14 protein-coding genes are annotated in these 25121 nt (G+C 41.0%); 10 read left to right on the forward strand and 4 right to left on the reverse strand.

The features are described from left to right. The first annotated feature begins 41 nt into the window (after positions 1-41). Positions 42-2249 (forward strand): alpha-amylase family protein, encoded by a 2208-nt coding sequence (locus FAZ19_RS16965; protein WP_136821939.1) that lies wholly within the window; start codon positions 42-44, stop codon positions 2247-2249. A 9-nt stretch (positions 2250-2258) separates the two neighbouring features. After that, on the forward strand, positions 2259-4619 hold the full coding sequence (locus FAZ19_RS16970; protein ID WP_136821940.1) for a glycoside hydrolase family 95 protein: 2361 nt from the start codon (positions 2259-2261) through the stop codon (positions 4617-4619). 210 nt (positions 4620-4829) lie between these two features. Here FAZ19_RS16970 and FAZ19_RS16975 read toward each other — a convergent pair whose 3' ends face one another. After that, on the reverse strand, positions 4830-7031 hold the full coding sequence (locus FAZ19_RS16975; RefSeq protein ID WP_136821941.1) for an alpha-galactosidase: 2202 nt from the start codon (positions 7029-7031) through the stop codon (positions 4830-4832). 111 nt (positions 7032-7142) lie between these two features. Continuing rightward, positions 7143-8096 (reverse strand): aldose epimerase family protein, encoded by a 954-nt coding sequence (locus tag FAZ19_RS16980; protein ID WP_136821942.1) that lies wholly within the window; start codon positions 8094-8096, stop codon positions 7143-7145. A gap of 136 nt (positions 8097-8232) precedes the next feature. On the opposite strand from FAZ19_RS16980, the gene FAZ19_RS16985 reads away from it, so the two are divergent. Continuing rightward, on the forward strand, positions 8233-9135 hold the full coding sequence (locus tag FAZ19_RS16985; RefSeq protein WP_136821943.1) for a helix-turn-helix domain-containing protein: 903 nt from the start codon (positions 8233-8235) through the stop codon (positions 9133-9135). A gap of 10 nt (positions 9136-9145) precedes the next feature. On the opposite strand, the gene FAZ19_RS16990 is transcribed toward FAZ19_RS16985, so the two are convergent. Both FAZ19_RS16990 and FAZ19_RS16995 read right to left on the reverse strand, forming a co-directional pair. Further along, on the reverse strand, positions 9146-9706 hold the full coding sequence (locus tag FAZ19_RS16990) for a DUF4230 domain-containing protein (protein WP_136821944.1): 561 nt from the start codon (positions 9704-9706) through the stop codon (positions 9146-9148). A 74-nt stretch (positions 9707-9780) separates the two neighbouring features. Then, complete coding sequence (locus tag FAZ19_RS16995; RefSeq protein WP_136821945.1) at positions 9781-10548, reverse strand: lysophospholipid acyltransferase family protein; 768 nt, start codon at positions 10546-10548, stop codon at positions 9781-9783. A 324-nt stretch (positions 10549-10872) separates the two neighbouring features. Here FAZ19_RS16995 and FAZ19_RS17000 point away from each other — a divergent pair, with 324 nt between their 5' ends. The 7 genes from FAZ19_RS17000 to FAZ19_RS17030 all read left to right on the forward strand — a co-directional run bounded on the left by FAZ19_RS17000 (position 10873) and on the right by FAZ19_RS17030 (position 24850). Continuing rightward, positions 10873-14010, forward strand: a complete 3138-nt coding sequence (locus tag FAZ19_RS17000; RefSeq protein WP_136821946.1) for a SusC/RagA family TonB-linked outer membrane protein — start codon at positions 10873-10875, stop codon at positions 14008-14010. Positions 14011-14027: 17 nt separating this feature from the next. Continuing rightward, entirely contained in the window at positions 14028-15596 is a 1569-nt protein-coding gene (locus FAZ19_RS17005) for a RagB/SusD family nutrient uptake outer membrane protein (RefSeq protein WP_136821947.1), read from the forward strand. 21 nt (positions 15597-15617) lie between these two features. Next, positions 15618-16502 carry a DUF5017 domain-containing protein gene (locus tag FAZ19_RS17010; RefSeq protein WP_169305689.1) on the forward strand — a complete coding sequence of 295 codons (885 nt, stop codon included), beginning with the start codon at positions 15618-15620 and terminating at the stop codon, positions 16500-16502. Further along, positions 16499-19153: a glycoside hydrolase family 88 protein gene (locus tag FAZ19_RS17015; RefSeq protein WP_229707618.1), complete on the forward strand. Its 2655-nt coding sequence runs from the start codon at positions 16499-16501 to the stop codon at positions 19151-19153. Before FAZ19_RS17010 ends, FAZ19_RS17015 begins: the two co-directional genes overlap by 4 nt. A gap of 69 nt (positions 19154-19222) precedes the next feature. Beyond that, positions 19223-20659, forward strand: coding sequence for a glycoside hydrolase family protein (locus tag FAZ19_RS17020; RefSeq protein ID WP_136821949.1), 1437 nt, complete (start codon positions 19223-19225; stop codon positions 20657-20659). 26 nt (positions 20660-20685) lie between these two features. Continuing rightward, positions 20686-24123 (forward strand): hypothetical protein, encoded by a 3438-nt coding sequence (locus FAZ19_RS17025; protein WP_211245524.1) that lies wholly within the window; start codon positions 20686-20688, stop codon positions 24121-24123. A gap of 46 nt (positions 24124-24169) precedes the next feature. Continuing rightward, on the forward strand, positions 24170-24850 hold the full coding sequence (locus tag FAZ19_RS17030; protein WP_136821950.1) for a GDSL-type esterase/lipase family protein: 681 nt from the start codon (positions 24170-24172) through the stop codon (positions 24848-24850). Positions 24851-25121 lie beyond the last annotated feature (271 nt).

Here is a 25121-nt window from a genome sequence, read left to right on the forward strand (position 1 = left end):
GTTTTATTAAATCATTATACCTTTTTTTTATTCGTTGTTTTATGCATAGATATAATTTTTTGCTATTAGCCGTTTTCTTGTTTTTTTATACCAGTGGATACGGACATACCGTATTGGAAAGTCGAACGATCAAACTGGAAAACGGTAAACTTATTATTAATATAAATGAAGGTACCATCGATTATGCATTTAACAATGGTACTTTCTTAAAAAATACAGTGTCGTATGTGGATTTGGTTTATTATGGTATTAAAGTATCCTCTCAATTCGATCGACACAGTTTGAAAGAAGAGTCGATAAAAGACAGCATAGGTGAAGGTATGCTTCTTAGATTTATACATGAAGACCATGAAGGTATTACTTTAGTACAATCTATTACGATTTACAAGAACAACCCCTATCTTTTATTGCGTGTAGAAGCAAGTAAGAAAGATAATACAGTTTTGGAAACCCGTAATATCAGTCCGCTGGCTGTACTTGCGCAGTACAATGGCAGTGCAGAAATACCTTGGGCCTATCCCAAACTGGTAGATCTACCTTTCGATAACGATAATTGGACAAAACTGTTGGCGCAACCCTGGCCGGAGGCAGGTGATAAACCATTGGACGGTGTGAGTCATGAGCTCGCATTTATTTATGATAATAAGTCTTATCAAGGTCTTGTCGTAGGGAGTTTGGAGCACGATTTCTGGAAAACAGGAATCAGTTATCTTACGGGAAATAAAAAAGGATCATTAGCATCTTTTATCATTTTTGGAGGCGCGGCGAGACCGGATAACCCTAGCTTACCTGCCAACTACGGCGGACAGGATGGAACGCATGATGTCATGCCACATGGCAGTATGCTTGGGACAGTGGTACGATCGCCATTGATTTACCTGGAAGCTTCCGCTGATTTTCGGGTTTCTAGTAAAAATTTTGGCAAGATGCAAGCCCGTGTAGACGGAAGCCTAACTTGGAAAGGCGCTGCTCCGGTGTACTGGAACAGTTTCGGAGTAGAAGGTGTATTGGGACACGAGCGGATCATGATGCCCAAAGGTGTCTATGAAACGGTAGATTTTATAAAGAGCATGGAAAATCTGAACCAGTTTGGTAGACCCGTGCTGAGTATCGATTCTTATGATCAGGGGATCTATACCACGAAAGTGTTAAAACAAATCGGTGATTATGCAAGAGAAAGGGGACAGGAAATCGGCTTTTATTGTAGTCCTTTTTCGCTTTGGACCTGGAGCAACAATATCGACAATGCGGTTTTATCGGGCACCAAAGTTCCACTTCGGGAAGTAATCCTACGGGATCATCGAGATAAGCCTATTCCTTTTAAAGACGGAGAATGGGGAGCTTATCCGTTAGATCCTACACATCCAGCAACTAAAGTATCGATGATCAGTCAGATTGAAAAGGCACATGCAATCGGTGCAAAACTCATAAAGGTTGATTTCGTGACGGCGGGATCCTTGGAAGCGATCAAGTGGTATGATCCGAAAGTCCGGAGTGGTATGCAGGCGTATAATTACGGAATGAAGTTATTTAAACATTTGGTGGACTCTATTATGGGGCCTGATGTTTTTATTACATTGGCGATATCACCGATGTTTCCGCACCAATATGCGCATACACGTTTCGTCTCAACGGATGTGCATTCCCATCTACGTGATAGCCAACCTGGTTTTCCACATTACGGCAGTACCGCCGCATCTATGATCACCGCTTCTTATATGGGGTGGGTGCAGGGCACGTTGTGGCCGTATACCAATATGGATGTATTGGTCATGAGGAAGTTTCAAAAACATCCCGATCTCACGGAACAGGAGGTTAAAGTAAGATTGATTTCATTGATGACTATGGGCAGTATATTGGGCGATGGTTCGGATTATAGAGATCCCTTAACCGCTTCCCGAGCCAAGATCTTTTTAGATCAGCCTCACGTTGCCGAATTCTTTTCAAATCCGAAAGCATTCATTCCTTTACAACTTTCTGAAGGAGAGACAATGGATCAGCAGCTTTCGTTTTTCCTCCCGGGTGATACGACGTTGGTTGCTGCATTTAACTTTGCCGAGAACCATCTATTTGAAGCTAACTTCGCACCGTTAGAGCTAGGTCTGAAAAATGGGAGCTATAAATTGGTGGACTTCCTGACCGGAGAGGAGCATGGGATTTTTGATGTAGAAAGTGGCGACCTTAAGGTTTCTGTGTCGGCCAAAGATGCTGTACTTTACAAACTTATTTCAAAAGCGAAAACAGATTAATAATTCGATATGCTAGTTAAAATAAAAAGTTTATTTTTCGTGGCTTTGTTTTTTCTAACCGCGATTTATCCATTTGGGGTTTTGGCAAAAAGAAATAACAACCCGAATGTCTTATGGTATAATGCGCCTGCTAATCAATGGGAAGAAACGTTACCCCTGGGAAATGGCCGATTAGGAATGATGCCAGATGGCGGAATAATCAAAGAGTCTATTGTCTTAAATGATATTACACTGTGGTCTGGGGCGCCACAGGATGCCAACAACTATGAGGCAAACAAATACCTGCCGGAAATCCGGAGGTTGTTAAAAGCAGGCCGAAATGACGAGGCTCAGCGCTTGATCAGCGAACATTTTGTATGTAAGGGACCCGGTTCTGGTGGGCCACAATGGGGGAAATACCAAATGTTAGGCTTTCTGGATCTGGGGTTTGAATATCCCGAAGCAAAGGTTGCTACGATGAGGAATTATCGGCGTAGTCTGGATATCGACAACGCTGTAGCCAATTGTATGTTTGAAGTGGACGGGGTAACCTACAAACGAGAATATTTCACGGCGTTTGGTGCCGACGTGGGCATCATCCGACTATCGGCCAGTGTAGCCGGAAAACTGAACTTAAAGATTTCCATGCGAAGACCAGAGCGCGGAAATACCCAGGTAGTAGGAGAAGAGTTACAATTAACAGGACGGCTTGACAACGGTACCGATGGAAAAGGTATGCAGTATATTTCCCGGGTGCGGGCATTGTTGAAGGGTGGTAAACAAAAGACAACGCAAGAAGGACTGGTTATAAGTGGGGCAACATCTGTGATTCTGTTTGTTTCTGCTGGTACTGATTTTCAGGGAAATGATCATTTAAAGACGACAGAAAAAATGTTGCAACAGGCAATGGGTAAGTCGTATAAAACTCTAAAAAAACAGCATGGAGTGGGGTATCATAAACTTTTTAATCGCCTACAAATTAATTTGGGAGCCGGAAGAACGGATATTCCAACGGATGCGCGGCTGGAAGAGTTTCAGAAGACTCCAGAACGGGATCGTGGATTGCCAGCATTATTTTTTCAGTTTGGCAGGTACCTAAGTATCAGTAGTACACGGATCGGTTTACTTCCACCGAATCTGCAAGGCCTTTGGGCAAATCAGATTCACACGCCTTGGAATGGCGACTACCATCTAGATGTAAATGTGCAAATGAATCATTGGCACCTGGGAGCCGCCAATCTCAGCGAACTCAATCTTCCACTGGTGGAGTTGGTGCGTGGTTTGGTAGAACCTGGCCAACGTACAGCGAAGGCATACTACAACGCGGACGGCTGGGTTGCGCATGTCATTACCAATATATGGGGCTTTACCGAACCTGGAGAAAGTGCATCCTGGGGAATTGCCAATGCCGGCTCAGGCTGGTTATGTAACAATTTATGGGAGCACTACGCCTTTACGCGTGATACGGCCTATCTACGGAATATTTACCCGATATTGAAAGGATCTGCACAATTTTATAACAGTGTATTAATGGAAGACCCCCAGACGGGCTGGTTGGTCACCGGTCCATCTGTATCGCCGGAAAATACCTTTTACATGCCCGACGGTAAGACACATACAAACGTCGCTATGGGGCCTACTATTGACCATCAGATTACTCGGGAGCTTTTTACCAACGTTATGGAAGCGGCGACACTCCTGGGGTTGGATGAAGATTTTAGCGATACGCTCCGCATTAAATTAGAACGTATTCCGCCTCCCGGAAGGATTGGGTCGGATGGACGTCTTCTGGAGTGGCTGGAAGAATATCAAGAAGTGGATCCGCAACACAGGCATATCTCCCATTTATACGGGGTGTTCCCGGCCGACCTCATTTCACCTTTTAAGACACCTGCATTGGCGGAAGCTGCAAAGAAATCACTAGAGGTACGTGGCGACGATGGCACTGGATGGGCAATTGCGTATAAGCAAATTTTCTGGGCGCGATTACTAGATGGGAACCGGGCATTTAAATTGTTGCGTCAGGTGCTTACCCCTACAAGGAAAGTCGATATGAATTATGGCCCTGGGGGCGGAACTTATCCCAATTTGTTTAATGCGCATCCGCCCATGCAGATTGACGGTAATTTCGGAGCCACAGCTGCTATAGCAGAGATGCTATTGCAAAGCCACAATGGTATGATTGATTTATTGCCGGCGCTCCCTGATGCGTGGAAAGAAAGTGGGCAGCTTAAGGGATTCCGAGCCCGTGGAAATTTCACGGTCGATATGAAATGGAAAGATGGAAGGGTGACATACTACCGTATTTCATCCCCTAAATCGATGAAAGTGAAGGTGAAAGTCAATGGAGAGATGAAGGAAATCAAGAGTGCCGTGCGGAACAATAACTAAATCCCAGAACTGCTTAATTTAGCAGAGAATAAAAAAAAATGAACCGATAGTTGTTTTTTGCTGTTTTATCGATTATAAAAACCCCCATTCGAGTTGTTCTCAAATGGGGGTTTGCTATCACGTTTACTCGTTAAATAGTACGGTTCAATACACTTATTATGCTGAGTTTTGTAACCACGCGTATTTCATGATGAGTAATCACAGTTACGACTATTTTACTTCTTTTAGAATTAGCACTGCACTTCTTTTACCGTTACTCAGTACCGGATTCAAACCTATTTTCATGAGGAAATCACCAGTCAACACTAAATCGCTAGGGATGTAGCTTCCCGATTTGTATAGATTGATCTCGGTAACACTATATTTTTTTGCTGCGTCTAACCCTCCAAATTTAATAGGCGACGAGGTTTTCGATACCTGACTGTATGAAGTTAAATAGTTAAACATTACGGCCGCAGATTTGTCTTTGCTCACATAGGCAAGACTCGCGTGATTGGTTTCTCTCGGATTTGCTAAACGGTATAGATCACCATGCCATACCACATGTTTGTATTTGTCGTAGCTTTTGATCGCTTCCTGTGCAAAGTGGAGTTCATCAGCTGTTAATTCTTCGAGATTTAAATCGAATCCTACTTTACCCATCATAGCGACATCGATTCTAAATTTAATATCCTGTTTTCCAAAGGTTGTAACGTGGTTTGCACTTGCGATGGCAGGGAAAAACATGGAATTTTCATACTGTATGTAAATCCTGTCCAACGCATCGGTATTATCGCTTGGCCAGTATTCGGTAAAATATTGCATTGCACCGTAGTCAATACGACCACCACCGCCCGAACAAAGCATCATTGGGATTTTGGGATATTTAGCCCTAAAGCGTTCTAATACCTTGTATAGTCCTAAAGTATAATCCACATAGAAGTTGTTTTGATCTTCCAGATAGTTTGAGTGTGCGTTATAGATGACGGCGTTGCAGTCCCATTTTATATACGCTAATCCAGGGTTCTTTGTAAAAAGATCATCAAGGATACCATACATGTAATCCTGAACTTCAGGGTTTGATAGATCCAAAACTAACTGATTTCTGAAGTAGAATTCTGCTCTGTTTTGTTGTTTAACAACCCACTTCGGTTTTTTTTCGTAGAGTTCACTTTTAGGACTGACCATTTCAGGTTCGACCCAAATACCAAATTCTACGCCGGTTTTTTTTGCTTCCTTAACAATGGAAATGATCCCATTAGGCAATTTGGTTTTATTTTCGACCCAGTCTCCTAGTGCCGAAGTATCCGCATTTCTTGGGTATTTATTACCGAACCAACCGTCATCCAGCAAAAATAGATCGACCCCAAGCTCTTTTGTGTTTTCTAATAGATTGAAGATTTTGTTTTCGTCAAAGTCGAAATAAGTGCTTTCCCAATTATTCAATAGTGTAAACCGCTCTCCGTATCCATCGATGAGTTTATTTGATCTTGCCCAGTTGTGTAAATTGCGGCTTCCTTCTCCCGTGCCGTTGGTCGATAAGGTATACGAGAAACGAGGTGTTACGAATTCTTTGTTGGGTGCAAGTGAATAATGGGAGGCATAGTTATTAATACCGGCCACCATACGAAGATTATCCTGCGGATCTTTTTCAAAATCCACTTTAAAATTACCGCTCCAGTCCAATCCGCCCATTAATACGAGGCCTTCATTCTCTGCTATAGGATTGTCAATAGCTAATGCGAAATAAGAGGATCTAAATAGATTAGTGCGGGATCCCAGCTTGCTATCTAAGGTTTTAATGCCGTGTGTTAGACGTTCTTCTTCAGGGTGCATTTCTGCGATCCAGTCACCATGATAGCTTTTTAAATAAAAATCTTTACCTTTTAAACTCAAATTGGCCGAAGCATATTTTGTAAGTGTTACATTTTTCTTCTCTTGATGTTTCAGCACTGCCCATTGCTCAATGACATTTTCGGTATAGTTTGCAAGGTAATTAAGCTCCACAAAAAAAGGATACACTTCATCTTTCAAGTATACTGTTACCTGGGTTTGATTGGGTGATAGCTGTTGTATTTTATGATCGACATATTTTAGATCTAGAGATAGGTTACCATCCACGTGCTGTACGCTAATGGCAGGCTCCAACAAGTTCCTCGTACCCGAGGCTGTATACACAGATTGATACATATTGGTGTAATCGTGTGCCTGTTTATACTGTTTGCTTAGAAGCTTGTATTCATCATGATTTGCTAGTTTTTTGCCGAGATAAAGCAAATTGACATCGTTGTTTTCCTCGACACTTAGCACGACAGAAAATGTTTCCGTTTCTAAGATGATTTCTTTTTTGGTTTTTAACCTTAATTGCGTTTGTTGCGCAAAAGTTAAATTTGCCAAGTACATAAGGATAAAGAATAGATTTACTTGTTTCATATGTATATAGTTATTCATTTAATAATTGTTGTTTTAGTGATATTCATGAGCGCTCCGCGGTTATTTCATGAGCTTGCAAGCTCGGTTTTGGAGACATGAGTATTTTATTTATTAAAAATTTTCGAAATGATAATGAATAGTATGTTTATATTCCTCTCCGGGATGAAGCACGACAGATGGATACGCTTCGATATTAGGAGAGTTAGGGGAGTAGTGAGGTTCGCAGCATAAGCCTTGAAATGGCCTCAATTTCCCAGATAAGTAGTTGCCAAAGTATACTTGTAGGCCGGGATAATCTGAAGAAATAGTTACCTGGCGATTGGTGTCGGTATCCAAAATAGTGGACATGGCATTGATCTGTTTAGTAGGTTCTATGACATAATTAACATTACAGATTGTCTGTTTAACCTTGCGCACGGGTTGAAAATTTCTCAAATCAAAAATGCTGTTTTCCACACGTTTTTTAAAAGGTGCAATAGGTACGTGTTTTGAACCCATTGGTGTGTAATAGGAGGCATTTACTTTGATTTCGTGGTTATCGATTAAACGTTTATTGCCTGATAAGTTGAAGTAACTATGGTTTGTCAGATTTACGATAGTTGTCTGATCGGAGGTAGCGGTGTATTTAATACTAAGTGTATTTGTTTCGAATAATTCGTATTTTACACTAACAGTTAATGCACCTGGATATCCTTCTTCACCATCAGGGCTCGTGATTTTCATTTCTACAACAGACTCTGTCAGATTCACCAACGTCCAATATTTTTTATCGAACCCGATAAAGCCTCCATGTAAGTGATTTTTTGCTTCGCTTTCGTTAATGGAGAGTTGAACATCTGTTTCCTGTAATTTGAAGTTGCCATTTTCTATTCGGTTGGCATATCGGCCAACGGTACAGCCCAAGTAATTTGGATCGTGTTTGTAATCATTGATGTCGGAATAGCTGAGCACGGTATTAATCAGTTCCCCGAGCCTGTCCGGTACGCGTATGGCTATGATCCTACACCCCCAATCCAATATCTCTACGCTCATATTTTGTTTGTTTTTTATAACAAAACGTTTCATTCGTCAAAAATTTGTATTTAATTTGAATTGATTATAACTGATGCAAACAAATATAACCACATATTGTACACCATATGATAGAGTTATTATTCATTTAAATGGATTATATTCTTATCGAAAATAAAAACATTGACCAATGGAAAGTAAAGCGAAGTTAGCGGGTTTTGATGGGGAAATTAGGATAGTTGTACCTCCCTTAATTCTTAAGGAAAATGGATTTAATAGTTTGTCCAATACCTTTTATATAACAGATATAGGCTATTACCCCAAAGCTAAAAACCATTACTGTAAACGACTTTCGGGTTGCGATGAGCATATACTTATACATTGTGTAGGTGGCGGGGGTATCGTCGTTGTCGATGATGAGGTGCTCCATTTAGAAACCAATCAATACTTACTCATACCGGCTAATATGTCGCATGCCTATCAGGCTGATGTGAATAATCCCTGGACTATTTATTGGATGCATTTTAGAGGATCCCAGTCTCAGCATATCGTACAAGAAATTTTCAATAGGGTATTGGATCGAAAAAATGTCTTGGCTTTTGATGGAGAGATAAGGGGAATCTTTGAAAAATTGTGCCGTTTACTGTCTAAGGGTTATAGTAAGGAGATTTTAGAATACATTTCATTAAGTCTACCGCACTTTTTTAGTGGGTATCTATATCCGGAAATATTTAAAGGAAAGCATGAGGATAGTGATGATGTCATTGAAAAATCCATTGAATTTTTGAAAGCAAATATAGGTAACCGTATTGGACTTGTCGAGATTGCTGAAAATATCCATCTCTCCGTTTCTCATTTCAGTAGGCTCTTTAAAGGAAGGACCGGCTATTCCCCGATTGAATATCTAAATCATTTAAAAGTGCAAAAGGCATGTTACTTACTGCAGTTTTCTGATAAAAGGATCTCGCTGATATCTTTTGAACTTGGCTTCGACGATCAGTATTATTTTTCGAGATTATTTAAAGAACATATGGGCGTATCGCCATCACATTATCGGAATAATCTGATTTCCGATAATGATAAAATCAATTAATAAACTTTTATTAATCAAATGATAAACTTATTTTTGAATAACCTAAACCCTGTAGGAGTGGTCGGAATACGTGTATTGCATTTGTCCGTGTCTGCTGAAGCATATCTGATTTGGCGACTTCTTTAGTTATCTCTACCTCAGCGGCTTTAAAGGCTTCACCTACTAGTTCAGCTTCTCGGAAAAATGCCATCTTTGTGTCGTATACCCTTGACGCTTTGTGATCTATTTTTACATAGCAGACTTCAGGCTTAGGTAAGTTGATCGCTACCGAGTCATCAAAAACCCGTATATCATCTGCAGTGAGCTTTGTCAGGTCAACACAACCTACCGCGTCAGCTTTTATAATAAGCAATACACTTGCATCGGGTAGGAAGGTGCTTATATTCTTATGTTCCAGCACATCGCTGAAACGATATTTTACCAACTCCAGCTTGCCCATGGCTTCGATACGCTCAACCAATAGCTGATGTTTACTTTCTACCGTGGTAGTAGGGGTTAGCTCTCTGAATACCAGCCAGCCTATTAAAGTAATAACAGCTAACAGTATTAAAACTTTCAAAAATCTCATCATGTAGTAATAGACTCAAATTATAGACCAATAACCCGTATTGAACTGTAAATTTTATGTAAAGATATCTATTTCAGTTATTTCCATCGTCGGTGTGTCCATAACCACCAGGAAGGATCCTGTTGTATACTCTTTTCTAAGTTTTGGATATAAACTTTTGTGATAAATCCTTCTTCTGTTTTAGAAGCAAAATCACATATCGTCTTAAACGTTACCTTCCATCTATGTCGGGTTGTCGCTTCCATTTCCACATAGGCAACATATGCATCAAGCTTTTTAGCTACTTTCTCTGCTCCTGTAAATACAACAGTGTTTTGATTCAGAAACTCCATGGGTAAGCCATTTTGATGACCTGGAAACTGATCGGCTACAAATAGCGTAATACTGGGGTTATTTTTCTCTTTAATCAGCGTACGTATTCCATGTTGTGCCGGTATCATTCGTGCACCATAGTTTTCTCGTAACTTCATTACGATTCCGTTCAATAGTTTATTTTTTATGGGTTTGTATAACGCCTGAATTGGGATATCAATCTGTAGAGGAAGTTTGTTCAACGCTTCCCAATTCCCATAATGGCCGATCATCAGGATAATATTTCTTCTACTGTGGTGGATATGCTGAAGATGTTCGACAGCAGCTGATTCAACAATGGGCTTAGGAAGGAAAGGAAAGACACTCTCCACTAGAACTCGCCCCATATTACGGTAGAAAGAACGTTGATATTGTCTAATCTCGCCATAGGAAGCCTGTGGAAATGCTCTTGCCAGATTTTGGGTGGTCACACAAGACCTGTACCGACATACCGACCCAATAAAAAATCCCAAGAAATTGTAAATTTTATTCATTTGTACCTGTAAAGATGAGGTTTTCAATCCGCACTTTCCTCAATAGATTTTATTAAAGTGTATACTAAGTAGAAAAGCATTGCGAAGTGTATGCTAACAAAGCCAAGTAATAAGATAATCACGTACATAAATATGCGTTTTTAATAGATTTGACAATCAAAATCAGATTAACCCTTGTTGGTTTGTTCCGTATTGCTCGCCAGAGTAGATCACAAAAGATATTTTATTTTTTTTTGTGATTACAAAAAAAGTTTATACTTTTACGAAAACAAACCAGTCTAGACCAGTCTAGTTTAGTAAGCGTAACTAATTATAAGCAGTAAGATGAACATATTTTATTCCAGAGGGATTATCTTTTTAGTTTTGGTTTTATTACCTGCGCTCATTCTTGCGCAAGGCAGCTCTATCCAGAATGGTAGAGTTACGGATGCAGAAGGGGTACCGCTACAAGGCGTAACTGTCACTATCAAAGGTAAATCCGCCAAAACGGCTACTGACTCACTAGGTGAGTTTTCATTATCACCTGTTGTCAACGGGGATCTTATCCTATTTTCAATGTTGGGTTTTGTGTCGAAATCTCAGCAGGCGACTTCAGATAGACTCATGTATATCACTTTATTACATAGTACTGAAATGATGGATGATGTTGTCGTCATTGGTTATGGTACTACGACCAAAAAGGATCTCACTGGTGCAGTAGGGAAGGCGAGTGTGTCCGATATGCAAAAGGCACCGGTGGCCAATTTTGAAGAAGCCTTAGCTGGTCGGGTAGCGGGAGTGCAGGTTAGTTCCAACGATGGGCAGCCTGGATCCGAGCTCAATATCGTCGTACGCGGTAATAACTCGGTCACCCAGGACAATTCACCTCTATATGTCATAGATGGCTTTCCGGTAGAATCTTCTGTCGGGAATACCATTAATCCCGAAGAAATAGAATCGCTGGAAGTGCTCAAAGATGCCTCGGCAACAGCGATCTATGGGGCGCGGGGCGCAAATGGCGTTGTAATCATTACCACAAAAAAGGGTAAACCCGGTGTACCAGTCATTTCATACAACGGATGGGTAGGACTCAATAGCATTATCAAAAAACAGGAGATGTTAAGTCCTTATGAATTCGTAAAGTACCAATTGGAACAAAATCCTACTTTATACAGCAGGATTTATTTAAGAGATGATCAAACGTTGGAAGATTATCGCACAATGGAAGGAATTAATTGGCAAGATCAGGTATTTAAGCAGGCTATTACACACAATCATAATGGAGCCATACGTGGAGGAAATGAACGTACACGATTTGCTATTTCGGGTTCCGCAATAAATCAAGACGGTATTTTGATTAATAGTGGGTTCGATAAATATCAAGGTCGATTGGTTTTGGATCAAACAGTCAACAACAAACTAAAAATAGGAGTTAATTTAAACTATACTGCTTATAAGCGCTATGGTACTATTGTTTCCGAGCAAGGTGCAAGCCCTACGGCAAGCTTGATGTATAGCATATGGGGGTTTAGGCCTGTCACGGGTAATGCACTAACAGATGCTTCTCTGTTGGATGATCTCTATGATCCTGATATGGATCCAAGTGCCGGTACTGACTTACGTATCAATCCATATTTAGCAGCGAACAATGAGTACAATCCACTTTTTAGTGCCAATTTAATGTCAAACGCGTATCTTGATTATAAGATTATGAATGATTTGACGCTTAGAGTCACCGGAGGGTACACCCGGATTAACCAACGAAGAGAGGTGTTTTTTAATTCTAGCTCTAGAGGGGGACACCGTTTTACGAATAATAAGGTAAATGGTTCGATATGGAATAATGAGATAACTAATTTACTTAACGAAAATATATTAACATACAATAAGAAATTTAAAAAAGGACATCGCTTGAAAGCAATGGTCGGCTTTACGATGCAGGACATACGTACCTACGCCAACGGTTTTTCGGCTATTATGGTGCCCAATGAAGCACTGGGCATAAAAGGGATAGACGAAGGACAAATTACGACAGCACCTGTTACGGATAGAGCTAATGGATTAGTATCCTATCTCGGACGTCTTGACTATAATTACCTGTCAAAATATCTTTTAACAGTATCTTATCGGACGGATGGATCATCTAAGTTTTCGAAATCCAATAGATGGGGATATTTCCCATCTGCTGCATTGGCGTGGAGAATAAAGGAAGAAAAATTTATGAAATCATGGACATGGCTGCACGATGCGAAACTGCGTACCGGCATAGGTGCGACCGGAAATAATCGAGTCTCGGATTTTGCAGCACTTAGCGCACTGCAGATGAATCCTTCCTCGGGTTATAACACGGGAAATAGTCCAGGACAAGGTATTGTTCCTACCTCGTTGGGGAATTTTGATCTAAAGTGGGAGACTACCGTGCAGACCAATGTAGGACTTGATCTATCCTTTTTTAAAAATCGGATCATGTTGACCACGGATTACTATAACAAGGAAACAAAGGATCTACTTTTAAATGCCACACTTGCTCCAAGTATGGGGTTTTTAAACGGCTTTAAAAATATAGGCCGTGTGGCCAATAGAGGTTGGGAATTTACACTTGAAACCCAAAATATTCGCGCGCGAAATTTCTCTTGGAATTCCAGTTTCAATATCGCATTCAATAAGAACAAGGTGCTTGCACTCAACGAAGATGAGCCTAGCCTCGCTACGCGTGTTACCTGGGGTAATTTCAACAACGCCTATCCTTACATCGCTATTCCTGGTCAACCTATTGCAATGTTTTATGGTTATTTATTTGATGGTGTTTACCAGTACGCTGATTTTAATGGTAGTTCTGCCGATAATTATGTACTGAAGCCCGGCATACCTAATAATGGAAATCCAAGAACGAGTATCAAGCCCGGTGATATACGATTTAGGGATATCAATGGCGATGGAGAGATTACGGATCATGACCTCACGATTATCGGCAACCCAAACCCAAAACATATAGGTGGTTTCAATAATAATGTCACCTATAAGAATGTTGATTTGAATGTTTTCTTTCAATGGAGTTATGGCGGTGATATACTCAACGCCAACAGGATTGAATTTGAGGGTGGAGATCCCGTAGCACGGGGGTTCTTAAATATGTTTGCATCTTTTGCGGATCGGTGGACACCAGAAAATCCTTCCAATGATTTATATCGCATAGGGGGACAGGGGCCAGCAGTGTACTCCTCTAGAACCATTGAAGACGGTTCATATTTAAGACTAAAAACGGTTTCCTTAGGATACAATTTTACGTCAGAAAAGCTACAGAAAATACAGATGAAATCTATACGTGTATATCTAGCGGCACAAAACCTAGTTACTTGGACAAATTATTCAGGGCCCGATCCCGAAGTTAATACACGCCCTGGTGCTCTGACTCCATCATTTGATTGGTCCGCCTACCCTCGACCACGTACGGTTACTTTTGGACTTGATATTAAATTTTAACCCTAATTTCTATACCCATGAAACCTATATATATATTAATAATTGCTACTACCATTTTAATCAGTTCTTGTTCAAAGTTGTTGGACAAAGAACCAGATTTTGTAACACCGGAAAATTATTTCAGAAATGAAGGGGAGTTGATGAATAGTCTTTACGGCGTGTACAATAGATTGATTGATACGCACGGACGCATGTATAGCCGAGGGCTTTTTAGCTATTTCGTACTCAATGATGAATCTTACTTTAAAAATATATCCATCAACAATATCCGTGTAATGAGTATGGATGCTGCTGATCTTAATATCGGTAGATTTTGGGAAGTTTTGTATGAAGGTATTAATAGGGCTAACCTGCTCTTGGAAAATGTAGATGATGTGGATATGGATGTCGTTAAGAGAGATGCCATCAAGGGGGAAGCACTCTTTTTGAGGGGATATTATTATTTCTTATTGGTCGATTTCTTTGGTGATGTACCGCTTAAGCTCACTTCGACGAAATCTCCAAACGATAATTACCTGCCGCGAACATCAATCAAGGATATTTATACACAGATCGTAAATGACATGAGCCAAGCCGAAGAGCTTGTATTGGATGCGTCGGAGCTAAAATACAATGAGCGTGTTTCGAAAACTGCAGTGCAGGCAATTTTGGCAAGGGTATTTTTAAAGATGGCCGGTGAACCTTTAATGGAGGTGGCGCGATACGAGGATGCATTAACTTACGCAGACAAGGTGATCTCGTCTGGAGAGCATGTGTTAAATCCTGATTTTAAGCAGATTTTTATTAATCATTCTCAAGATATTAATGATCCGAAAGAATGTTTATGGGAGGTTGGTCTTTTTGGAAACAAAATTGGAAATATCGATCAGGCTGGTATGCTAGGAATAGAAAATGGAATAGAATGTCCCGATGAAAATATCGGCTACTCAGGTGGTGCTATGCGTATTACAGCCAAATTGTATAATTTATTTGGTACCGAAGATACATTAAGGAGGGATTGGAGTATTAGCCCCTATCGTTTTGTGATCTCCGAAGGTGTGACCCGACGTCAATTCTATACTACTCAACAGATATACGATCGTAATCCTGGGAAATGGCGTAGAGAATACGAACTCGGTACGAAATCTAGAAGTTACAACTCAACCAATTTTCCGATCATGCGTTACAGCGATGTGCTTTTAATGAAAGCTGAAGCCGAGAATGCAGTAAGCCAACACCCTACTATAGCGGCCATCGACGCGGTAAATCAGGTTCGCAGAAGGGCATTTGGTAAACCCCTTAATACCCCCGATGCCAAAAGTGATATGCCAAATGATCTAGATAAGGTCGAATTCCAACTGTATATTCAAGACGAACGCATGCGTGAACTATGTTTTGAAGGTATACGTCGACATGATCTGATACGTTGGGGTATCTATGTGCCAACTATGAATACCTTAGGTAGTGATATGAAGACGAAAGCTCCAGCAGCACATCGATATGGGGCAAATGCTGGACTCAATACGACTGATAGGAATGTTTTATTTCCTATACCCAATACCGAGATTACCATTAATAAATTGATGACACAAAATGTAGGTTGGTAAATCTTCTTTAATCTTATGAAAATGAAAAAGAACATCTTTTGTTTGACGATATTAGCTTTGCTGGCTTCCTGCATGAAGGAAGAGATAGCCGCTCCAGATTTAAACGTGACTACCGACGCATCTAGCTACAGTGCGGGTGATACCGTAACCTTTTATTTTTCGGGAAATCCGGATAACATTGTGTTCTATTCGGGAGAATCGGGACGCAACTACGATTTAAAAGATAGGCAATATGCCGACAATGATTTGCAGATAAATTTTAGCACACTCGTACAATGGGGCGTAATCTACGACAATCTCAAATTGATGGTATCCAATGATTTCAATGGTATCTACGACACCGAGAATATCACTGAGGCTACGTGGATCGATATATCCGACAAAGCTGTATTCTCGCAAGGACTGGATCATGTCCCTTCAGGAACGGTTAGCTTACAGCCTTATGTGAGTTTAGTGGATACTGCGTCACTGTATGTCGCTTTTAGATATACTGACGTTCAGAAACCGCAACAGAACAGATGGGTCGTACGCACCTTTAATGCCAACAAAGTTTCTCCTGAAGGAGCGGTTACTAATGTCGCCACCATGGCTACAGCAGGGTGGGAGCAAACAAGCTTCCTCAATGACAGCAAGGTGTGGACAATCACATCGTCGCAATTGCTTATGTATGGTGGTGTAGCCGCAGATACCGATAATGATGACTGGGTGATTACCAAGGGTTTTAAAGTTAGGGAATCCGTGGCGGATAAAGGTATAGCACTTAAGAATATCAGTACCACCATGCACGAATATAAATATGTGTACAAGCAACCAGGTATATACAAGCCTGTTTTTGAGACATCCTCTGTATGGTATAGCGGTGCGAAAGTTGGTAAGGCAGAAATAACCGTAGAGATCAAACCATGATATATTTTAAAAGATCTTATATAAAAGCATGGTATCAAGAAATTCCAAAGATGGTGTTCATGCTATGTGGACTGATGCACGTGATGTCAGCATTTGGGCAGAAAGCTTCAGAGGTAATGCTCAAAAACGATAAACTTCACTTAACGTGGTCAGAGCAATCTAGCGGTGGCTATCGGTTAGTCTCGTTGACGGTAGAAGATGGCTCACCTCAAAAAATCTCTGTACCACTTGCCGAACATCAGCGTACGATTTTGTTTGCTGCGGAAAAACCTTCTAATGAGCCTATAGTAATCCAAGATCAAAAAGGTGCCAACATAACATTTCCGGATACGCAATATCGCTATGTCGCTCCAATTTGGAAACAGGCTACCTCTCCTGTCAGTATGAATATAGCGGGTCAAGTATATACATATCAGCCTGATATAGGTGATCGACAACCGTCGGTGGTCGAGTTTCGGCAAGAGGATCAATATTTTAATATGTCCGAAACTTGGTCTTTGGATAAGGACCATCCCAATGATATTTGTGTAACCATGACCATAGAGGCTAAGTTGGCAGGTTATTATGCCATGGCAAGCCCATCATTGGCTGTAGCAGATCCTAAAGATTTTCAATGGGCCGTAATACCCGGTATGTTTCAGGGTAATCAGATCAATCCCGATTTTGTGCGTTCCTATGCTTACGGACACGGTATACCGAACAGGCCTGTCGTGGTTCGTGAACGAACCACCTCGACTTTGGCATCCTTACTGACATTGGCATCTGGCGTGACCATAGCGACTATTGCGGAACCCGGATCCGCAAGAGATCCTTGGCCAAACGATAAGAAAAAGCATGCCGATTGGCAATTGGGTTTGTCTATGATGAATAGGCAGGGAGAGTTGACCCCTACGCTGTACCATCCCGTATTAGGGGAAGAAAATTCGTATATGAAAGCAGGAGATAAGCTGTCTTTTTCCTTCCGCTATACGATCCAAAAGGCAGATTGGTATACCGTTCTGAACCATACGATCAATGACATCTATCGCTTTAAGGATTTTTTAAAGCTTAAGCAGACCGAACGCTCATTAAGTGATCGCGTATATGTAATGTACGATTATCTATTGAATGACAGTACATCAAAATGGAACACTCAGGTGTACGAAGGCACGCACATAGGAGCGCAGGATTATCTGGGTGGGGTATATGGTTCGGATAAAGACGCGATGAAGAATTCCGATTATGGCGCGATGTGGATGTTGGGTAGGTTGACAGGAGACAGCAAGCTTTTGCAGGAACGCTTGCCACAAGCAGCAAATTTCAAACGTATGCAACAAGAGCGGACCGAAGGTTTCTTTTTTGGTGCCGCGGCAGGGCAATATTATCTCCATAAAAGTAAACGTTTCGCCGAGGAATGGGGCCCCTATACCGAGCCTATAGGTACTACCTATTATATGATGATGGATATAGGTAACATGTTCTTATTTGAACCTCATCGCATGGAATTGAAGCAAGAATTACGTCATGCTGCCGATTGGCTATTGTCTCACATGCAGGAGGATGGTCAATGGGTAGTGGCTTATGATAATCAATCCAACAAACCCTTATTTGAGGATCTCGAGGATTTGCGTCCGACATTCTATGGTATGTTTGTGGCCTACAAGCTTCTGAAGGATCAAAAATATAAAGATGCCGCTATAAAAGGAGCAGATTGGTATATCAAGAATGCTGTCAACAAGGGATGGTTCCTTGGCGTATGCGGGGATACCCGTTTTGCACCCGATTTTGCAACTATACAGGCTGTACAGGCATTATTGGATATCTATACATTGACCGATGAAGATCGCTACCGAATTGCTGCACATCGATTGGCCCGATATTATATCACGTCTATCTATACGCATCCTATTCCTTCTATATTAGACAAATCGGTCAATGGTATTTCCCGTAAAGACTGGGAAATTAGTCAGGTGGGACTGAATTTTGAACATGGAGGTATCATCGGATCTGCTAATCACCATGGTCCCATATTGTTGGCTAGCCACGCCGGATTGTTTGTCCGTTTGTACGGAGAGACTCGAGATTCGATATTTCTGGACATGGCTAGAGCAGCCGTTTGGGGTAGGGATGCCTTTGTCGATAATGCAACAGGCGTGGCATCCTATTATTGGGACGCTATGAATAAGGGAGCTGGACCTTTTCCACATCATGCTTGGTGGCAGATTGGGTGGATAATAGATTATCTGGTATCTGAGGCGACACTGCGCACTGAAGGTCAAATTGTTTTTCCACGCGGATTTATTACACCTAAGGTGGGACCGCACCAAAGTTATGGATTTGCTTTAGGGCATATATTCGGACATGATGTGGAGCTCTTGTTGCGTAAGGAAATGATCTCCATTGACAATCCTAATATTGAATATATTACGGCTATAGATACGCAACAAAAACAGCTATACGTCATCCTGCTAAACAATAGTATGCGGGAGCAAAATGTCAACATGCAGCTTGAGTTGATTCCAGACACATTATGGGGTGAGCACCCAAGTCTAAAGAAAATAAGCGTGCTCGATGCGGATGGACACGTACAAAGAAATGTCGACACGTCAGCATTACCAGAACTGGTGATACCAGCTGTAGGTTTAAACGTAGTGAAAATTGATTTGCGGTAATCATCGAGTTCTTATCAACTTTAAAAAATTGAGTAATGTAATTACCATTGAAAATAAAAATGTATACAGATGAAAAAAGCATTAAGAAAAACAAGGGAATGGAGTTTCACGCTCCTATTTTTGGTCGTTATATCAATATCTTATTCTTGCCAAAATGAGGTGTTTAAATTCAGTATTCTGCAAGAAGTCTTGGATGAACCTGAAGCATTGCAAATGAATGTGTCTACAGTGAGCACCTTGGATACCCCTATGCGTGAAAGCTTAGCATATCAGGTGATCATTAATGGGGATACCATGGATGTTTGGAAAGAGACCTGTTATGATCTGCCTCAAAATGGGGGAATAACAGATGTACATACAGCCTTATTCTCTTACGAGGCAGGGGCACAGGTCAAAATCATCGTCAGTGAAGCATTTACCAATTACACACTCTCACCTAAACGTTTCAATATTCCTGTAGTTAAGACCGGAAATGAGTTAACCTTTACTATGCCAGCTTATTACAATTTTGCCTTGGCTATTCCAGGTAGAGCTCCTTTATTTTTATTTGGTGCTCCAGATTTAATATCTTACAAAGCTGGAGCAGTAGTTTTTGGAAAAGGGATGCACTACGCCCCTAACGGACAATTCGAGCTAGAGTCCAATACCACATATTACCTCGAAGAAGGAGCTATATTGGTTGGAAAGATTCTTATTGAAGATGTGTCGAATGTCAAACTTATCGGTAGGGGATTGATTGACGATCGTACTTTACCCGTTCCGGGTAACTTTGTGAAGATATATCGAAGCCATAATGTAGAGCTCAGAGGGTTTGGAGTTCGCCACGCGGCTCTCGGTTGGCAAGTTGATATGGTTAATTCCTCTAATGTGGAGGTACAACACCTCAATCTGCTAAGCTTTGGGCAGAATAATGATGGTTTGGACTTAGGGTCAGGGTGTCACGATGTACATTTTGAACATTGTTTTGTGGGTTCAGGAGATGATGGATTTGGGTGGCATGCCACTAATGCGGCCGCGGATGGTGAAGATCCTTTGTATAATTGTACGGCAAAGAACAGTATTGTATGGAAAGGTCAGGTAGGAGTAGGTATACGCATCGGATCATCCTTGGAGACCAGCACGGTAGAACAGCTCCATTTTAAGGATATTGATCTGGCCAAGATGACTTGGGGAGGTTATGCTGTAGCTATCCCGCATTCCGATTGGGCTGAAGTTAAGGATCTTATCTTCGAAGGAATACGTGATGAGACAACAACCAATGATCGATTTGTACTGGCATATATCAAACAGACATCCAATTCAAATCCGGTCTATCGTCCTGGAACTATATCCGACATTCAATTTATCGACTGCATAAGCAGTGCCACTTCAGCCGTATTCGAAGGATATGATGCTAACCATATGATTCAGAATGTAACATTTCAAAACGTGAAAGTTGGCGGTCGCGATATGTTGCAATCCGATATCGTAGCCAACGTATTTACAAGCAACATAATCGTGCAGTAAAATGCAAATCACTTATATAAGTAAAGATGTTAAAAAATAGTATCAAATGTTTTCTGTTAACAAGTAATTTTTGGAAGAGGCGCTTGTCTTTAGTTGGATTATGGCTAAGTCTCTCTGCTTCACTGTTTGCACAACAGGATAGGTACCTAATAGAAGCAGAAAGTTTTCAGTTTAAGGGCAAATGGTTTGTAGATAGGCATAGGGATTGTTTTGCAGGAGCTATGTTACGTGTTGTGGGAGGAGGGAGTAGTGACCCATCAACTGATGCATTGACTTTTGTAGATGTAAGGGAAGAGGGCCCCTATACGGTTTGGGTAAGATCGGCAGACTATAATCAAAAGCCTGGAACAAGACTTTTCCAATTAAGCGTCGATGAAAATCAGATGGAAATTGCGGGAAAGCATGGAGAAGAGGGGTTTTTATGGGAAAAGGTAGGAATTGTTGAGTTGGACAAAAAGAGGGTACTCCTTCGTTTGCATGATTCGAATAGAAATTTTGCACGTTGTGATGCGGTACTCCTTTTGAAAGATGCGACTATAAATCCGAATAATGTAGATCGGAAAACGGTTGGAAAGTGGCGGAAAAACCCTGTCGCAACCAATACCTTGATTTCATCCTATGATAACCTTTCGAAATCTCTTCCTCTAAAGGCGGAGGCTTCTGTACTTGCTAGTATAGAGAATAGCAACATACGACTATCCTTTGTGAGAGGAGGATTTGAAGATAAAGCTATCCTTTGTAGGACCGAAATTAAAATAAAAGGGCAGTGGAAGCAGTATCAGGATAAATCAGAAGACCATAAAGTATTGCTGATCAGAGCAGGCGGAAATGCTATTTCCTATCCGGAATTTTTTCCGGCTTGGGATAAAAGTATATTGAAGCAATCCTTCGAACATGAAGGTAAAACACTGACCGTTCAAGACGGACAGGATCGGATGAACCCCTATGGCGCTGGAGATATTAGTGAGGCGATTCCAATAGGTGTAAAAGCTATTGATATCCGGACTATTGAAGTCCAATATCTCACGAAGAATCGCTCAAGTATCACGGGCTATTGGAGGCTTCCGGAAAAAGGAAGTTATATAGAAACATCATTTTTAAGTCAACTGGCTGAGGACGGTATGTACAGCTTGAGTTTGGCTGCTTTTCAAGGGATTCCGGATAGTAAAGTTAGCAATGTGCTCTCTCCACCCATGTTTCAATACAAACGTTTACCTGAGAAACCTCAAATGCTTTTGTCCAATATGATGCAACAGCCATTGACCATCGTGGAAATGAAGACAGAAACCGGTAAATTATCTTCCTTTATCTGTGCAGACTTGTCGGCATTTGGTGATGATTGGGGAGCATCTGACTATGCACCAATAGGGTTTTCGCTACGAAATCCTTATCTGGAAGTACAGCCTGTTGCCTTTGCTCCGGTGCTAGGAATGCCCGATTCGAAAGTTGGTAAAGGTGATTTAATGGAAAGCAAGTTTATCATCGGTCTATTACCTGCAGGCTGGGAGGAGACGATAGCTTATATCTCAGATCATATATTTAAAGTGAGCGATTACAGAAAGCAGACAAATGCATCGCTGACAGATGCATTATTCAATATGAGAGATTTATTGTTGGATAAAGATGCCGGCGGATGGAGCGATGTTTTAAAGGGCTATTATGATATAGAGGGTGACCCTGAAACGGCACCGACAGTTGTACATGCTACGCCTTTAGCGCTCGTAGCAGGTGCTGTGATCGGGCAGGATGAAGATTTTTATTTAAAGCGGGCGCTGCCAACCATAGAATATACGCTCTCTAGAAGCGGATATAGATGGACCAGGGATATTGTGCCTGAGGGGTACAACAGAACAGTTGAATCATTGAAATTAGGACCTTTTAAGTCTCAATTTAATACTTCCTATTATGAAGGGTTAAATGCAATGCTAGGGAACCTCAATCCTTGGCTCAAAGACATCGCAATGCCAGGCGATACACTTCGTAAAACGAGCGGATATTCGGTGCCCACATTGTCATGGGTACAGGCACTGTCAGCATACCGACTTACAGGACAAAAAAAATGGTTAGAAGAAGCAAAGACGACAGCCACTCGATATATTAGTCATCAGATTTATACCAATACGACTACTCCGTTGTCGAAGATGCCCTTTTATAATACTACGTTTTATGCACCTTGGTGGGATTTGATAGATCTTTATGAAGAGACAAAAGATAACAAATTTATGGAAGCAGCCCAATATGGTGCCGCACATACCCTAGCTGGAGTACGAAGTTACCCGCAGGTGGTCGATAGCATGCAAACTATTCATTCCGATGATCAATATGAAGGAAATACCAATCTTTGGTGGAAAGATAAAGAAAAATACCGTTTGGGTTATCCGCGAAAGGAGGGAGATGTCATTGAGAAGCAGGTGGAATCAGGGTTAGTATCTCCCGTAGGATTAGGTTTTGAACAACCTTCTACGTATTTTTTGACCGCAAAGGATAAACGCGTTAGACCCGTATTCATGAGTAGTTGGGCACCTCATTTGTTGCGATTGCATCAATATACGCAAAAAGACATCTACCAGACCTATGCAAGAAATGCGGTAATTGGGCGATTTACAAATTATCCCGGATACTATGCCACAGGCTATACGGATATCACATTACATAAGGATTTTCCTTATGAAGGTCCAGATGTGAGCTCCATCTATTACCACCATATTCCACCACATTGGGCTTTTGTTTGGGATTATTTGGTAACTGAAGCCATACAGCGCTCTGAAGGACAGATTTCTTTTCCATATAGTAAGCAAGAAGGATTTGTGTGGTTTGCCAATAGGATTTATCATGGCACGGGAAAGGTTTTTGATGACAATAATGCGCGAATATGGATGAAAAGGGGCTTGGTGGAACTAAATACTGCAGAAGTGAATTATGTTACAGCGGTATCCGACAAAAATCTATGGATTGTCTTGAGCAGTGAAGCTTTTGCAAATACAGAGGTCTCGGTGAAAATAGGAGCAGATCATAATTTAGGGCTGACCACCTCAGCTAGAGTGTATCAAGAAGATGGCACTAATGAAGGTATAGATGTACAAGATGGACTGTATAAGCTATCTGTTCCTGCTAAAGGACTCCGAGCGATTTCTATCCCGTTGGCATCCCCGGAAAAACTACCTATAAAAGCTGAGCTGAAAAAAGGTATGCAAATGTTGGATCTTGGTGGTGAGCTTGGCAAAGTGTATGTGTTTAGAATCCGTTCTCCATTTGGATGGGATTCGATCTATGTATACGCGGAGAGTGGACCATTGAAAAATGCTACGCTCCGGGTCGTTTGCAATGAAGAGCAAAAGGAAGTGGAGAGCTACCCGTTTGAAATTAGCTTTTACAAACTTCCTATGGATCAGCCTATACGGATCCAGGTATCCAGTATTGTGGACAATAAAGCTACCGCTACCAAAGAGGTTGTTTTTAAATAGATGATCCATGTAATTCACACCGTCCTATAACTTAAATAAAAACAATATGAAACAACTTATCTATCTAACACAGATCCTCTATTGGATAGGGATATTAGCGCCATCATCTACACATGCCCAAGTCAAATTGACGCAGCGGCAAAAATGGGAACAAAAACTGGAGAGATATGCTCGACTGGATTCCTTGACTCCTCCCCCAAAAGATGTTAACCTGTTTGTTGGTAGCTCAACAATTGAAAATTGGAAAACACTATCAGATGATTTTCCAGATCAGATCGTTCTTAATAGAGGTGTTTCCGGCACAAAGACGATAGATCTTTATGAATTTAAAGATCGTCTTATTGATCCCTATGAACCGAAACAAATATTTATTTATGAGGGAGATAATGATATTGGTCTGGGCTGGAAAACAGATGCTATAGTCGATCAATTTAAACAACTTGTGGAAGAGGTACGGTTGTCCAAACCCGACGCAAGAATTGTTTTTATAGCAGTAAAACCTTCTCCACGCCGATTGAAAGATAGGATACAGGTTGAAGAGGTCAATGCGCGAATTCGAACCTATTTGGAGGCACGACCCAATACGGGATATGCCGATGTATACAACCCAATGTTAACAGCAGACGGACAATTAATTCCCCGATATTATCAGGATGATGGTCTGCATCTTACTGCTGCTGGTTATGCCGTTTGGAAAAAGGTAATTGAGAAATTTCTAGAATATTAATTTGATAAAAAACTGATAAGAGTAGCGTAACATAGAGCTCAATAACTATAAATTGATATGATTTACAGTAAAGCGAGTAGATCTTACCTAAACAAGGTAAGAGAAAAGAAATCCTGAAGCGGGGAACTTCAGGATTTACCAAACCAATTATTAACCTAAATTATGAAATTATGAAAAATTTTTACTCATTTGTTTTAACTACACTTATAACGATATATTGCAAGTGATAGTGTGTTGTTTTTGCTATTTTAACAATTTTTAACAACCGCAT

It is taken from the genome of Sphingobacterium alkalisoli (assembly GCF_005049105.1).
In the GTDB taxonomy this organism is placed as follows: domain Bacteria; phylum Bacteroidota; class Bacteroidia; order Sphingobacteriales; family Sphingobacteriaceae; genus Sphingobacterium; species Sphingobacterium alkalisoli.

What these genes read in the sequence shown, in the direction of transcription:
- FAZ19_RS17020 (WP_136821949.1), top strand. Translation starts at nt 19,223, where the DNA reads ATGAAAAAAGCATTAAGAAAAACAAGGGAATGGAGTTTCACGCTCCTA.
- FAZ19_RS16995 (WP_136821945.1), bottom strand. Translation starts at nt 10,548, where the DNA reads ATGAATAAAATTTACAATTTCTTGGGATTTTTTATTGGGTCGGTATGT.
- FAZ19_RS17005 (WP_136821947.1), top strand. Translation starts at nt 14,028, where the DNA reads ATGAAACCTATATATATATTAATAATTGCTACTACCATTTTAATCAGT.
- FAZ19_RS16985 (WP_136821943.1), top strand. Translation starts at nt 8,233, where the DNA reads ATGGAAAGTAAAGCGAAGTTAGCGGGTTTTGATGGGGAAATTAGGATA.
- FAZ19_RS17030 (WP_136821950.1), top strand. Translation starts at nt 24,170, where the DNA reads ATGAAACAACTTATCTATCTAACACAGATCCTCTATTGGATAGGGATA.
- FAZ19_RS17000 (WP_136821946.1), top strand. Translation starts at nt 10,873, where the DNA reads ATGAACATATTTTATTCCAGAGGGATTATCTTTTTAGTTTTGGTTTTA.
- FAZ19_RS16980 (WP_136821942.1), bottom strand. Translation starts at nt 8,096, where the DNA reads ATGAAACGTTTTGTTATAAAAAACAAACAAAATATGAGCGTAGAGATA.
- FAZ19_RS17015 (WP_229707618.1), top strand. Translation starts at nt 16,499, where the DNA reads ATGATATATTTTAAAAGATCTTATATAAAAGCATGGTATCAAGAAATT.
- FAZ19_RS16965 (WP_136821939.1), top strand. Translation starts at nt 42, where the DNA reads ATGCATAGATATAATTTTTTGCTATTAGCCGTTTTCTTGTTTTTTTAT.
- FAZ19_RS16975 (WP_136821941.1), bottom strand. Translation starts at nt 7,031, where the DNA reads ATGAAACAAGTAAATCTATTCTTTATCCTTATGTACTTGGCAAATTTA.
- FAZ19_RS17010 (WP_169305689.1), top strand. Translation starts at nt 15,618, where the DNA reads ATGAAAAAGAACATCTTTTGTTTGACGATATTAGCTTTGCTGGCTTCC.
- FAZ19_RS16990 (WP_136821944.1), bottom strand. Translation starts at nt 9,706, where the DNA reads ATGATGAGATTTTTGAAAGTTTTAATACTGTTAGCTGTTATTACTTTA.
- FAZ19_RS17025 (WP_211245524.1), top strand. Translation starts at nt 20,686, where the DNA reads ATGTTAAAAAATAGTATCAAATGTTTTCTGTTAACAAGTAATTTTTGG.
- FAZ19_RS16970 (WP_136821940.1), top strand. Translation starts at nt 2,259, where the DNA reads ATGCTAGTTAAAATAAAAAGTTTATTTTTCGTGGCTTTGTTTTTTCTA.